Below are 12,694 nucleotides of genomic sequence, written 5' to 3'. Positions count from 1 at the left end.
GCAAAGCTTCACCAATTTGTAAAAGATCAATACTATAGTTGGTTACAATTATATAAATATTTAATAATTAATCATTTTATTCAAAAAAAACACCATATTAAACTTTAGTCTAATATCTATTGCATTCCAAAAAACTCATAACATAGGTCATAAATTCATCGTCTGCTGGCCAGATCAAAACTCTCGATATAACATAAGAAAGGACATCCTCATGAATATCTCAGATCTCGTTCCACAAGGTCCCTACGATTCACAGCAGTTTCATCGCCAATACAGTGCCAATGCTTTGCTTCCCGATATTGACTGGGAAGCGCTGTTTCCTTATAGCAAATTAAAACCTCAGCACACACAAGCTTTAGATACCATTTACCGTAGTATAGTGCCACTGGCATTGCAGGTTTTTGATCAGCTTCAACTTGATGTATTTGCGCCCAGCATGTACCGCCCGCAGGGTTTAGGGCTGTTTGAAAAGCTAGCTCAACAGGAAGAGCATCTGCTGCAACAGCTTGAGGCTGAAGCAAATCTGTTGGATGATGATGTTCGTCACCAGATGTGGAGCATGTTATTGCGCGGTGGTGCAGTACTGGTGTTTAAAGCTTGGCTAGGTCGTGTCAAAGAGGGCCGAGAATCTCTGGATATGTCGCAGTTTGACGAATTATCTGATCTGTTATTTATTAAGACACCGCCACATAAACTGGCTCAACGACTTCATATAGATCCACATGCGGCTCTGGATCATATCTTCTTGATGTATGGTAACGATATTTTTCTAGACCGTTTTAATAGCCTGGAAACAGCAGCACTGTTTGTAGATCTGGGCGTGTATGACGCGACTTTCTTAAGCCTGCGTGATGACCGCGTTGCAGAATATCTTAAACAAAAAGGTTACGTCACTCAGGATCAAATTGACGACCTACAATGTGCACTCAATCCATTGTATTGCGATAACATCACCTCTAAGCAAGATTGTCTGGCTTAAATAGTGAGATTTCTCTGTATAAAATAGGGAGCATGCTCCCTATTTTTCTTGATCAAACCTTATTCATGTCTGTTAGAGTTTCTTTTCTTCAATATTTAATGCACTAATCGCAAGTACTGCCTGAGTACGGTTTTGCACGCCCAGCTTTCTAAAAATAGCAGTCACATGTGCCTTGATCGTTGCTTCAGAAACATCAAGTTCATAAGCGATTTGTTTATTCAGTAAACCTTCTGCCACCATCATCAATACTCGAAATTGCTGCGGCGTGAGAGACTGGATACGCTCTGCCAGCTCAGTTTCATCGGAAGCACGCGGATCAAAGCTCAAGTTATTGGGTAAATTTGGAGGTAACCAGATTTCACCCTCAAGTACATGACGAATAGCCTCGCCAATATGACTTGGATGTGCAGACTTTGGAATATACCCCATCGCACCATGCGCAATTGCACGCTGGATCACAGATACCTCTTCATGTGCTGAAACCACAATAATGGGAAGAGATGGATACTGAGCCCGTACATGAACCAATGCAGAAAAACCTGACGCCCCAGGCAAATTCAAATCAAGCATCACCAGATCTGGCTCTGCGCCGCTTTCCAAACGTTGATACAACTCATTCACTGCTGCTGTTTCATGAATTTGTGCTTGCGGCAAACTATATCGAACAGCTTGAATCAAAGCATGACGAAATAGCGGATGATCATCGACGATTAATATATTCATAAGCGAAACGAGAGATCTCTGGCACAGTATGTCTGATTTTACGCATACTGATGGCGTTAAGGATATGCTCATATTACCCAATTTTTAAGTAAAATGTCGGGTAAGCCGTTAGATTTCAGTATTTTTTTCGTTTTTTAAGAATAAGTAAAAGCTCAGCAGTTTTTTTTATAATTTTATTCAATATATTAAAAACCTTATCTATATATATAAAATTATTAGATTTCAAACAGTTGAAAACATGAAATTTAAACCATTTATCAAAGTTTGAATATATCTTAAAAACAGATAACGATTCGTGATTTGATTATTTTACCTAAATGTCGAAATGCAGATTAATAGGCCTAATTGTTTAATTTATTATTTTTAGGTCTGCTATGTCTCAGCAATTCTTTTCTCAAAAACCGCTCAATATTGTGGCTGTATCAGGTGGTCTCAATAATCCGTCCAAAACCGAAGCGCTGGTACAAGAAATCATCAATGAACTCGGCGATGCGACCCCAATTGAAGTTCACTTTATTAAGTTTAGTGAAATCGGGCATTTGCTGGGCGGTGCCATTTATCGTAATCAGTTGCCACAACGAGTGCAAGATGATTTAGCAAAACTCGAAGCGGCGGATGCCTTGATTGTAGGCACACCTGTCTATCGTGCTTCCTTCACAGGTCTATTTAAGCATTTTTTTGATTTTGTCGAGCAAACAGCACTGGTCGATGTTCCTGTATTACTGGCTGCCTCGGGTGGAAGTGACCGTCACGCTTTAGTACTTGAACATCAGTTACGCCCATTATTCAGCTTCTTTCAGGCGCAAACTTTACCTATTGGTGTATATGCGACAGATCGTGACTTTACACCAGAATACACCATCAAAAGTGACCTACTCCGTGCTCGAATTACCTTGGCCGTAGCACGTGCTTTGCCAATTCTTGAATGGGCACCAGCCAAAGGAAAGCGCGCCGAAGTCGTTAAAGATAAATCTCAACAAGCCAATCAGAACCTGGGTATTAACAAACAAATTGAGCAGGATGAAGTTTTGACATCAGCCGCCGTACCTAGTCTGGATGCCGCAGAATCGCGTCTACACCATAAAAATATAAAAACCAATGTGGCCTAAATAGACATTATTAGAGGGATGTTTCATATGAGTCAGTTCAATCAAACAGCTATTAAATTTGCTTATTGGGTTCCAAATGTTAGCGGTGGTCTGGTAGTAAGTAACATCGAGCAGCGTACAGACTGGAGCTATGATTACAATGTTCGCCTTGCTCAGGCCGCAGAAGCGAGTGGCTTTGAATATGCACTCACCCAGATCCGTTTCACCGCAGGTTATGGTGCTGAGAACCAACATGAGTCTGTAAGTTTCAGTCATGCCTTACTCGCAAAAACTGAAAAACTTAAAGTCATTGCAGCGATATTACCAGGGCCATGGAAACCTGTTCTAGCCGCCAAACAGCTTGCTACTATCGATTATCTGACCAACGGACGCATTGCCATTAATGTGGTAAGTGGCTGGTTCCGAGGCGAGTTTGATGCTATTGGAGAAGAATGGCCAGAGCATGATCAGCGCTATGTTCGCTCTGAAGAGTTTATCCGTAGTATCAAGGGTATCTGGACACAAGACAATTTTAGTTTTGACGGTCAGTATTATCAATTTAAGGATTACACCCTAAAACCAAAACCTGTACAAAAACCACATATTGAAGTGTTTCAGGGTGGAAGTTCACGTGCAGCACGTGACATGGCATCACGTGTTTCAGACTGGTACTTTACCAATGGCAACAGTGTTGAAGAAATTCAAAAACAGATTGATGATATTCGTCAAAAAGCGAAGGCCAATCATCATCAGGTCAAAATTGGAGTCAACGCGTTTATTATTGCACGCGACACCGAAGAAGAGGCTCAATCTGTTTTGCAGGAGATCATCAATAAAGCAAATGTTGAAGCGGTTAATGCTTTTGATGATGCAACTCGTCAGGCAGGCGCAGCCAGTCCAGAAGGCGAAGGCAACTGGGCAAAATCAAGCTTTGAAGATCTGGTGCAATATAATGACGGATTTAAAACCAACTTGATCGGAACACCACAGCAAATCGCCGAACGAATTGTTGCCCTCAAAAATGTTGGTGTAGATTTGATTTTGTCAGGCTTTTTGCATTTTATCGAAGAAGTAGAATATTTTGGCGAGAAAGTTCTTCCTTTGGTACGTCAGCTTGAAGAACAACAAGCACTTCAGCACACCGCCAAATCGGCTTAAATACCCTCTGATAAAAATTAGAAAAACCTTTTGATACAAGAATAACTCAACCCCAAGACTCGGCTTGGGGTCTTTTTTAACATTATCAGGCTTAAATTTTCTTGATCACGCTCTCAACTGAATAACGACACCACTTGGAAATCTGCTCGATAAAAAGGTTTAATTCTTGAGGTGAAAAATGTGCCACCACCATATAGCAGGCATTCCCCATCACTTTATAAAACTCATCTACTTGTTCAAAATGGTTAATGATATTTTCAATTTCGGAAAACCTCGGCTCATTTAAAAAAAGCTGAATAAACTGCTTTTGCGGATAGGCAATAGCCAGTGTATAACGCTCAATCACGCCCTGCTCAATCAAATGACTAATCCGTGCCCCGACAGCCTGTCCCGTTCGATGCACTAGCGCTCCAATCTGTTTATGGCTTAAGCGAGAGTCTTGTTTTAATAAAGCCAGAATCTTTAAATCAATGGGGTCTAAATCTTGCATTTTTTTCACTGTGAAAAATAAAGGATGCGTTTTATTTCAACAAACTATCGCTCAGATGATAGGTTACATTTAAGCTCAATCTCATCCAAACAATTGAGATCATCTCATGAAACAAGCATTAATGGTCATCGATGTACAAAATGATTATTTTGAAGGTGGAGCGATGGCGCTGGTTCATCCAGAGCAGGCGTTGCATCATATTCAGCAACTTGAGCGCTGGTTCCTTGCCCAGAATTTACCCATTATTTATATTCAACATATCAACTCAGCGCAAGCGAGCTTTTTTCGTCCCGATACCAACGGCGCAGAGCTACATTCAGATTTACAATTACAGCGCAATTCAATCATTTTACAAAAGCATAAACCCAACAGCTTTTTAGCAACAGATTTAGATCAAATACTGCAACAGCTCTCGGTCAATCAACTGGTGATTACAGGTATGATGACCCACATGTGTATTGACTCAACAACACGGGCAGCAACTGAACTCGGTTATCAACCCATCCTGATTGCAGATGCAACAGCCACTCGCGATTTGCATTTTAATGATCAATTAACTTCTGCTCGCGACGTTCAAACGGCTTTTTTAGCTGCGCTCTCAAATTTTGCAACTATTCAGAAGACACACCAGTTTATTCAAGCTTGAGTCTTTAAAAGCATCATGTTGTATCTTATGAGTAAAAACTCGGATCGGGGACTTTAGCCGTTAAAATCCATTCCCCGATTTCCTGATATTTGTAATCGACAGGGTCATGCAAAGTTTGAGTGCGCACGTTGCGCCAGAAACGATCCAGATTCAAGCTGGCGGTAGTGGCTCTTGCACCCATCACCTGAAATATGTTTTGGGTAATAAACAAACTGGTATGGGTTGCGGCGATTTTGGCAGTCGCAATCGCAATAGACACTTCTCCACGTTGTTCTGCACTCAGACTTTCGACTTGCTGCCATGCGTTTTGTAATGCATCAAGCGCTTTCTTTGTGAGCAAACGTACGCTTTCCAGTTGTACATAAAACTCTGCAAAGTGCTTTTGAATGTATGGATCATCAATCGCTTGCTCTGCCTTAGATTTTCCCCACGCCTTTTGTGGCTGGACTACTTGCTTGGCAATTTCAAACGCCCCTTCGGCAACACCTAAAAATAAATGCACAAAAATAAGTTGAGCAATCAAAGGACGTAAACTTGAATAAGGGGTACTGAGTGGTCCTGGGTTTAACAGTAATTCTTGTTTTAAAATTTTAACGTGTTCAAAATGACTGGTGCCGCTATCTGTCTGGCGTTGTCCCATATTATTCCAGTCTCCCAGAAAACCAACCCCTTCACGTGAGGTGGGAATCACTCCAATCAATAGCTTATTTTCTGCGGTATAGCCTGAGCATAACAACATATCCGAGTCGATTGAACCCGAACAAAAGCTTTTATCACCATGAAAAATAAATTCATGTTCATTTATCTGCTCGACACGCGTCCGAACATCTAATGGATTCAGGGTATTGCCCCAAAATAGATTTTGCTCCGCTGTCTGACGAAACCAGTTGGCATATTGCTCAGGCTGTGCAAAAAGCTGAACTGTGGCAATCAGTAAATGATGAAACCCATAAATATGTGCCAGTGAACTGTCCACGCGCGCAATGATCTGAATCGTTTTAAAGATGACGTTCCAGTCTGCACCCGCTCCACCGTATTGCTGTGGAATCGAGAGACTTAATAATCCACTCTTTCGAATCAAATCTCGCTCATGTTTCGCTGTACCACCTGCCTTATCACGCTCGGCTGCAGTCTGTGCAAATTCCTGAGCCAATTGTTGTGCAATATAAGTAGGATCATGGCGCAGTGAAAAATCAGCTGTGGTATTCATGATAAAATTGATCACCAGAAAGAAGTGTGTTTAGCCTAACAAAAACCCGTGCAGTGCTTTATCCAAATTTCAGCAATACTTTTCAACAAATATAAAGACTTCCCTGCAAGTCTATTCGGCTTGCAGGGAGCATGACTATGATGTGGAATTTTGCGTTTTTTCTGGATAGACCGTGTTAATCAGATACTCAACCACACTTGGATCGGCCAGAGTCGAGGTGTCCCCCAAACTATCAAGCTCATTGGCCGCAATTTTACGTAATATACGACGCATGATTTTACCAGAACGGGTTTTAGGCAAAGCGGGTGCCCAATGTAATGCATCAGGCGTTGCAATCGGCCCTAAAATCTTACGAACCCACTGTACCAATTCTTTACGTAACTCTTCCGATTCATCCACACCAGCCTGAAGGGTCACAAAGGTACAAATGCCTTGACCTTTGATTTCATGTGGCATGCCTACCACGGCAGCCTCAGCCACATGCGGATGTGCCACCAAAGCACTTTCAATTTCTGCTGTTCCAAGACGATGCCCTGAAATGTTTAAAACATCATCGACACGCCCTGTAATCCAGTAATAACCATCTTCATCGCGGCGCGCACCGTCACCAGTAAAATAACGACCAGGGAAAGTTGAAAAATAAGCTTCAATAAAGCGTTTAGGATCTCCCCAAATACCACGCATCTGACCTGGCCAAGAATCCTTAATCACGAGGTTTCCTTCTGCGGCACCTTCAATCTCATGACCATCGCCATCGACAAGCCCTGGTTGAACACCAAAAAATGGGCGTGTCGCCGATCCTGGTTTTAATGCTGTTGCACCAGGTAAAGGTGCAATCAGGATACCGCCCGTTTCTGTTTGCCACCATGTATCGACCACAGGACAACGGCCTTCACCTACCACGTTATAATACCATGACCAGGCTTCTGGATTGATTGGCTCACCGACTGTACCCAATAAGCGCAAGCTACTACGGTCACTTTCACGTACAAACGCATCTCCTTCACGCATCATGGAACGAATGGCAGTCGGTGCGGTATAGAGAATCGTGACGTTATGTTTATCGACAATATGTCCAATTCGTGCCCATGTCGGATATTGCGGAATGCCTTCAAACATCAGGGTGGTTGTGCCATTGGAAAGTGGACCATAAATCAGATAACTATGACCTGTAATCCAGCCCACATCAGCCGTACACCAGTACACATCATCTTGTTTAATGTCAAAGACTTCTCTGAATGTTGTGGTGGCATAGACCAGATAACCGCCTGTGGTATGCAGCACCCCTTTTGGCTTTCCAGTCGAGCCTGAGGTATACAGGATAAATAGTGGATCTTCAGCATTCATTTGTTCTGGTGGGCAAATTTCATTCACCTCAGTAATCACCACGTGATACCAGAGATCACGTCCTTCCTGAAAATGGATCGGATTACCTGTCCGATGCACCACAATCACATGCTCAATCGACTCAGTTCCTTCAAGCTTAAGTGCTTCATCTACACTGTCCTTGAGTGGAAGTAATTTACCTCCTCGCATACCTGCATCGGCGGTAATCACCAGTTTGGCCTGACAGTCTTCAATCCGACTTGCCAATGAGTCTGGCGAAAAGCCACCAAACACCACACAGTGCACCGCACCAATTCGCGCGCATGCCAACATGGCAATCGCTGCTTCAGACACCATTGGCATATAAAGTACAACACGGTCGCCTTTGGAAATACCATATTTTTTTAATACATTGGCAAACCGACAAACTTCTTCGTATAGCTCTTTAAAGGAAATAATTTTATGTCGTGAAGGATGATCACCTTCCCAGATAATTGCGGGTTTGTGCGGATGTTCTTTTAAATGTCGATCCAGACAATTTGCGCAGACATTGAGCTGACCATCTGCAAACCATTCAATTTTGAATTGCTCTGCATCATAGTTGCTGTTTTTGACTTGGGTAAATGGTTTTATCCAGTCTACATTGCGGGCTTCATCTGCCCAAAAAGCATCTGGATCTTCGATTGATTTTTGATAGCGGGTAAAATAATCCGCTTCTACGGTACGGGCTGTTTTTTTAAACTCTTCAGGTACTGGATAGATTTCATTCATAGTATCACTTCCTTGATTTTTTACGCCTCGTCACGAAGCTTATATATCGACACTGTGTTTGATGTTTTTGTTCTAGCTCAAGCAGTATCCACATATTTTCTTATGTAAAACAATCACCATTTGGTCGTATAATGTTCAATTTAGCAGATCAGTAAAAATACAAACAGTTCTAATTGCGTCATTTTTTGTATGCTCCGCATAACCAATGGTTTTGAAGCTATCGTATGTGGTCTAGATCTCACTATACTTGATCGGGTCAATAAATTTAAAAAATTATCTATGAGGCCGACATGAATCAGACGTCTTCACATTCATCTTTGTTTTCATCCAGTTTGCCACCTGTACCCGATCGTCCTCTTTCTCCTTCTGGTCGTTTCAATCGACTCAGTTATCTGGCCTGGTATGGGTTTATCAATCTGATAGGATTGATGTGTCTGTTTGGCACAGGATTAATCATGGGGATTTTTAGTCTGAGTCAGGTGACATGGGATGACCAACTGTTAAATGCCTTATCTGGTAGCTTTGGTTTTATCATGTTTGGTATTTCAATTTTATTTTTTTATTTTCATGTGGTTCTGATGATTCGTCGTCTGCATGATACCAACCGCAGTGGTTGGTGGTGTTTGTTGTTTTTTGTGCCCGTGATTCAGTTTATTCTCATTCTTTATTTACTGTTTATTCCTGGCTCAAAGGCAAGCAATGACTATGGTATCCCACGCCCTTCACCAGTTTGGGAAAAGATTCTAGGCTGGATGATTGTGATTGTTTTACTCTTAAGCCTGCTGATGCTTGGTCGTCTTGTCTCTTTTATGTTGGGAACTGGTCATCTTGATTTTCCACAGGAGTTAATCCCTAAAAATACAGGTTATTTCTAAACATAACCGCTGAAAGGTTGAGTGCTTAAAAACTTCATACTACACTTTCCCATTAACTCTCTCTCAACCCTTTTATCACACCAGGAATTCGAGTGTCTGAACAAAATAAACTAGATCAGGTCGCATCAGATACAGCGACGCTGTTACAACAAGCTGGGCAAAAAACCACTCAATCCGTCATACAGCATACCGAGAAATATCATGAAACCTATACCACAATTGATAAAATTGTAGATAGTTTCTGGGAGCGTATTCCCTATTTATGTATTGCACTGGCAGTATTTCTTATTTTCTGGCTTTTAACCAAAGTTTTTAAGCTATTTATTGATAAAACCCTGACCAATCGCAGTTATACCCGCCAAAATCTGGTCTTGGTACTCAATCGAGTTGGTAGTGTTTTGATCATGTTTGTGGGTTTCCTCATCGCACTGGTGATCGCCATTCCTGGTTTTACTCCAAGTCAGTTAGTCAGTGCATTGGGGATCGGTTCTGTTGCCATTGGTTTTGCGTTTAAAGATATTTTTCAGAATCTCTTATCTGGTGTGCTGATTTTACTGAGTGAACCATTCCGTATTGGCGACGATATTATTGTCAATGGTATGGAAGGTACGGTTGAAGATATCCAAATTCGCGCGACCTTTTTACGCTCTCCTGATGGTCGCCGTTTAGTCATCCCAAACGCCAATGTGTATACCAGCGCCATTACCGTGAATACCGCCTATCAGCGCCGTCGCTGCGAGTTTGTGGTCGGAATTGGTTATGAAGATGACGAACAAAAAGCCAAATCGATTATCATGGATATTCTGAGCAACAACCGTAACGTACTGAGCCAGCCTGCGTTTAGTGTTAATGTTACTGCTTTGGCAGATTTCTCGGTCAACCTGACCGTACGCTGGTGGGTGGATACCTCCGAAACTGGGATCGCAACATCAATCAGTGAAATACAGGCAGAAGTCAAAAAGGCCTTTAATGCACAAAGAATTAATATTCCGTATCCAATTCAGGAACTAAAAGTCCATCAAAGTACGCCTGATGTTTTAACAGCGCCTCAATCTCAGGATACGTCAAACAAATAGTCGCCCCAATAGATAAGAAACGGCTGTTTCAGTTCTTAAAATCCGGCTGCCCAAGTGATAAGCCTGGCAGCCGTTTTTAATCAGTAAATCGACTTCATAAGGGATAAAACCACCTTCGGGCCCGATGATGATGCTACAAGGATGCTCAATTGCATGTGGCATGGCGGTTTCTGCATAAGGATGTGCCACAAAAGCAGGACGCAAAGGTGCAATTAGACTTGGCAACACATCTTCCACAAACGGCTTAAAACGCTTGTAAAGCTGGATATCAGGCACGATCGTGTCGCCAGCTTGCTCAAGCCCCAGCGTAATATAGTCGTCGAGCTGCTGCAAAAAAGGTGTCTGCCAGTAGCTTTTATCCACCCGATAACTATGAGTTAGACAAATGCGCTCTACCCCTAAAGTCACACTGTCCATGATCAGACGGCGTAATACTTTGGGACGTGGCATTGCCACGATAAGCGTTACAGGTAATTTGGCTGGACAGGCCTCCTGCTGTATCGGGGTCACCCGAATCTCTTGCTCTTCAATTGCCACAATACGGGTTAGATAACGTTTCCCATTGCGAATCCCCACTTTAAGTGTATCGTCCACTTGAATATTGAGTTGTTTATGTAGATGACTCAGCTGACGTGCTGAATGAATGCGCCATTCAGCTTGCGCGGTATCTTTGGGTTCAAGCAATACAATATTCATGATAAATATTGATCCAATACATGAATATGTCGTGCTAACGAGCCTTTGTTACGTTGCAAAATGGACTGCGCATGATCGACTATCTGATCAGCACTGTTTGGAGTGCTTACATAATGTAATAATTGCCGCACCGCCTGAGTCGCATCCTGCACGATATCAATCGCCTCGGTTTCTCTAAATTCATCAACAATAGTCTGAAAATTAAAATAGCGCGGTCCAATCACCACTGGAATCTTAAGTGCCATGGGTTCAAGAATATTATGGCCACCACCAGGTTCATTGAGCGAACCGCCAACAAATGCAGTCTGTGCCAGCGCATACCACAACCACAATTCGCCCATACTATCTGCCAGATAGACTTGAGTTTCTGGCTGTATCGGTTGCTCCAAACTACGCCGAGCTGTATCAAGCTGTAGATTTTGACAAATCTGAAAAACCTCATCAAAACGTTCTGGATGACGTGGAACCACAATACATAACAAATCTGGATCTGCCATTAAATGTGTTTTCAGTGCAGTTAAAAGTTGTTGCTCTTCAGGTGCATGTGTACTGGCCAAAACCATGATTTTACGACCAGCCAGTTGCCATTGTTGTTGCAATCTTCTGGCTTGTTCAACAAACAGCAAAGGCACGTCTATATCAAATTTGATATTACCCACCACTTGAGCTTTTTCTCTTGCTAGTCCAAGCCCAATAAAACGCTGCTGAGTGGATTGATCTTGTGCCAGTAAACCAGTTAAGCGACTCAGCATTGCATTACTTAGAGCAGATACCCGTGCATAGCCCTGTGCCGATTTTTCTGATAGTCGTGCATTGATTAAAAATGTGGGAACGCCGTAATGTTGTGCCTGATCAATCAGATTGGGCCAAAGCTCGGTTTCAACTAACGCCAGTAGTTTGGGTTGATACAGCTCAAAAAATTGTTTGAGTAAAAATATCTGATCGACAGGTAAATACACTGCCTGAAACAGCTCCAGATAAGGAGATTTTAAAAATAATGACTTGGCACGTGCTTGCCCTGTTTTTGTGGTGTTCGTCACCAACACAGGATGGCCCAGTTTTAGATAATATTCTATTAAAGGCTGAGCTGCATTGGTTTCACCCACCGAAACCGCATGAAACCATAATGCATGACGATTTTGGGGCTGCTGAAACGGACCAAAGCGCTCACGACATTCCTGCTGGTAACGCATTTCATTTTCAGCCCGCTTTTTAATCCGCCAGCGATAAACAGGCTTTAACACTTTTAATGCAGCGTTATACCAAAATGGAGTCGCCAATATCTATTTCTCAATTTAATTAGAATGGGCAGAATATAGCAGAGCGCCATAGATTTGTTAATGTAGTGTATTTCAAAATGTATGCTGCTCATTTTAACATCACCATACACAACCCCAATGAATGTAAAAATGCTCAATTAAATACTTTTACATCATTTATGTATCCTGTTTGAACGCGATTGATTGCTGCTATTACACATTTTATTTGATCCCTTCAGCAGTAATAACGGTCTTTTATTCAGAGTACACCAAAGTTGTCAGAGTATTGGTGATACAACAGCCACTCATTCTTGGAATATTCCCGATTCCACTACATCGGACCAGTATCATTCGAATTAAATCGATTGCTTTTAAAGGGTAACTTAAAACAGTCAAA

General features: G+C 42.1%; 12 protein-coding genes. 6 read left to right on the top strand and 6 right to left on the bottom strand.

What is annotated here, in order from left to right; translation table 11 throughout:
• Positions 1-211 precede the first annotated feature (211 nt).
• Entirely contained in the window at positions 212-979 is a 768-nt protein-coding gene (locus F952_RS05085; protein WP_004923455.1) for a nucleoside triphosphate pyrophosphohydrolase family protein, read from the top strand.
• 72 nt (positions 980-1,051) lie between these two features.
• Here F952_RS05085 and F952_RS05080 read toward each other — a convergent pair whose 3' ends face one another.
• Positions 1,052-1,702 (bottom strand): response regulator, encoded by a 651-nt coding sequence (locus F952_RS05080; protein ID WP_004923453.1) that lies wholly within the window; start codon positions 1,700-1,702, stop codon positions 1,052-1,054.
• Between the two features lie 374 nt (positions 1,703-2,076).
• Between F952_RS05080 and msuE the strand changes: the two genes are divergently transcribed.
• Positions 2,077-2,811 (top strand): FMN reductase, encoded by a 735-nt coding sequence (gene msuE, locus F952_RS05075; RefSeq protein ID WP_004923451.1) that lies wholly within the window; start codon positions 2,077-2,079, stop codon positions 2,809-2,811.
• Between the two features lie 27 nt (positions 2,812-2,838).
• Positions 2,839-3,948: a dimethylsulfone monooxygenase SfnG gene (gene sfnG / locus F952_RS05070; RefSeq protein ID WP_004923448.1), complete on the top strand. Its 1,110-nt coding sequence runs from the start codon at positions 2,839-2,841 to the stop codon at positions 3,946-3,948.
• 91 nt (positions 3,949-4,039) lie between these two features.
• On the opposite strand, the gene F952_RS05065 is transcribed toward sfnG, so the two are convergent.
• Positions 4,040-4,438 (bottom strand): Lrp/AsnC family transcriptional regulator, encoded by a 399-nt coding sequence (locus F952_RS05065; protein WP_004923445.1) that lies wholly within the window; start codon positions 4,436-4,438, stop codon positions 4,040-4,042.
• A gap of 106 nt (positions 4,439-4,544) precedes the next feature.
• Between F952_RS05065 and F952_RS05060 the strand changes: the two genes are divergently transcribed.
• Complete coding sequence (locus F952_RS05060) at positions 4,545-5,084, top strand: cysteine hydrolase family protein (protein ID WP_004923442.1); 540 nt, start codon at positions 4,545-4,547, stop codon at positions 5,082-5,084.
• Positions 5,085-5,109: 25 nt separating this feature from the next.
• On the opposite strand, the gene F952_RS05055 is transcribed toward F952_RS05060, so the two are convergent.
• A complete protein-coding gene (locus F952_RS05055; RefSeq protein WP_004923438.1) occupies positions 5,110-6,294 on the bottom strand; it encodes an acyl-CoA dehydrogenase family protein in 1,185 nt (394 codons plus the stop codon).
• 135 nt (positions 6,295-6,429) lie between these two features.
• The gene (gene acs, locus F952_RS05050) at positions 6,430-8,391 is read right to left on the bottom strand and encodes an acetate--CoA ligase (RefSeq protein WP_004923435.1); all 1,962 of its coding nucleotides are present in this window, start codon (positions 8,389-8,391) and stop codon (positions 6,430-6,432) included.
• Between the two features lie 290 nt (positions 8,392-8,681).
• On the opposite strand from acs, the gene F952_RS05045 reads away from it, so the two are divergent.
• Together F952_RS05045 and F952_RS05040 are read left to right on the top strand one after the other, a co-directional pair.
• Entirely contained in the window at positions 8,682-9,266 is a 585-nt protein-coding gene (locus F952_RS05045) for a DUF805 domain-containing protein (RefSeq protein WP_004923433.1), read from the top strand.
• 92 nt (positions 9,267-9,358) lie between these two features.
• A complete protein-coding gene (locus F952_RS05040) occupies positions 9,359-10,342 on the top strand; it encodes a mechanosensitive ion channel family protein (protein ID WP_004923430.1) in 984 nt (327 codons plus the stop codon).
• Here the strand turns inward: F952_RS05040 and F952_RS05035 are convergent.
• A complete protein-coding gene (locus tag F952_RS05035) occupies positions 10,331-11,038 on the bottom strand; it encodes a 16S rRNA (uracil(1498)-N(3))-methyltransferase (RefSeq protein WP_004923426.1) in 708 nt (235 codons plus the stop codon). The genes F952_RS05040 and F952_RS05035 overlap by 12 nt on opposite strands.
• Positions 11,035-12,318 carry a 3-deoxy-D-manno-octulosonic acid transferase gene (locus F952_RS05030; protein WP_004923421.1) on the bottom strand — a complete coding sequence of 428 codons (1,284 nt, stop codon included), beginning with the start codon at positions 12,316-12,318 and terminating at the stop codon, positions 11,035-11,037. Before F952_RS05030 ends, F952_RS05035 begins: the two co-directional genes overlap by 4 nt.
• Between the last annotated feature and the right edge of the window lie 376 nt (positions 12,319-12,694).

This window comes from Acinetobacter baylyi DSM 14961 = CIP 107474, from assembly GCF_000368685.1.
Taxonomy (GTDB): domain Bacteria; phylum Pseudomonadota; class Gammaproteobacteria; order Pseudomonadales; family Moraxellaceae; genus Acinetobacter; species Acinetobacter baylyi.
Note: the sequence above shows the minus strand (reverse complement) of the source record. Positions and strands in the feature narration are given on the sequence as shown.

Excerpts from the sequence above, each read along its gene's own strand:
- msuE (WP_004923451.1), top strand. The coding sequence starts at position 2,077 with ATGTCTCAGCAATTCTTTTCTCAAAAACCGCTCAATATTGTGGCTGTA.
- acs (WP_004923435.1), bottom strand. The coding sequence starts at position 8,391 with ATGAATGAAATCTATCCAGTACCTGAAGAGTTTAAAAAAACAGCCCGT.
- F952_RS05035 (WP_004923426.1), bottom strand. The coding sequence starts at position 11,038 with ATGAATATTGTATTGCTTGAACCCAAAGATACCGCGCAAGCTGAATGG.
- F952_RS05060 (WP_004923442.1), top strand. The coding sequence starts at position 4,545 with ATGAAACAAGCATTAATGGTCATCGATGTACAAAATGATTATTTTGAA.
- F952_RS05045 (WP_004923433.1), top strand. The coding sequence starts at position 8,682 with ATGAATCAGACGTCTTCACATTCATCTTTGTTTTCATCCAGTTTGCCA.
- sfnG (WP_004923448.1), top strand. The coding sequence starts at position 2,839 with ATGAGTCAGTTCAATCAAACAGCTATTAAATTTGCTTATTGGGTTCCA.
- F952_RS05055 (WP_004923438.1), bottom strand. The coding sequence starts at position 6,294 with ATGAATACCACAGCTGATTTTTCACTGCGCCATGATCCTACTTATATT.
- F952_RS05080 (WP_004923453.1), bottom strand. The coding sequence starts at position 1,702 with ATGAATATATTAATCGTCGATGATCATCCGCTATTTCGTCATGCTTTG.
- F952_RS05085 (WP_004923455.1), top strand. The coding sequence starts at position 212 with ATGAATATCTCAGATCTCGTTCCACAAGGTCCCTACGATTCACAGCAG.
- F952_RS05065 (WP_004923445.1), bottom strand. The coding sequence starts at position 4,438 with ATGCAAGATTTAGACCCCATTGATTTAAAGATTCTGGCTTTATTAAAA.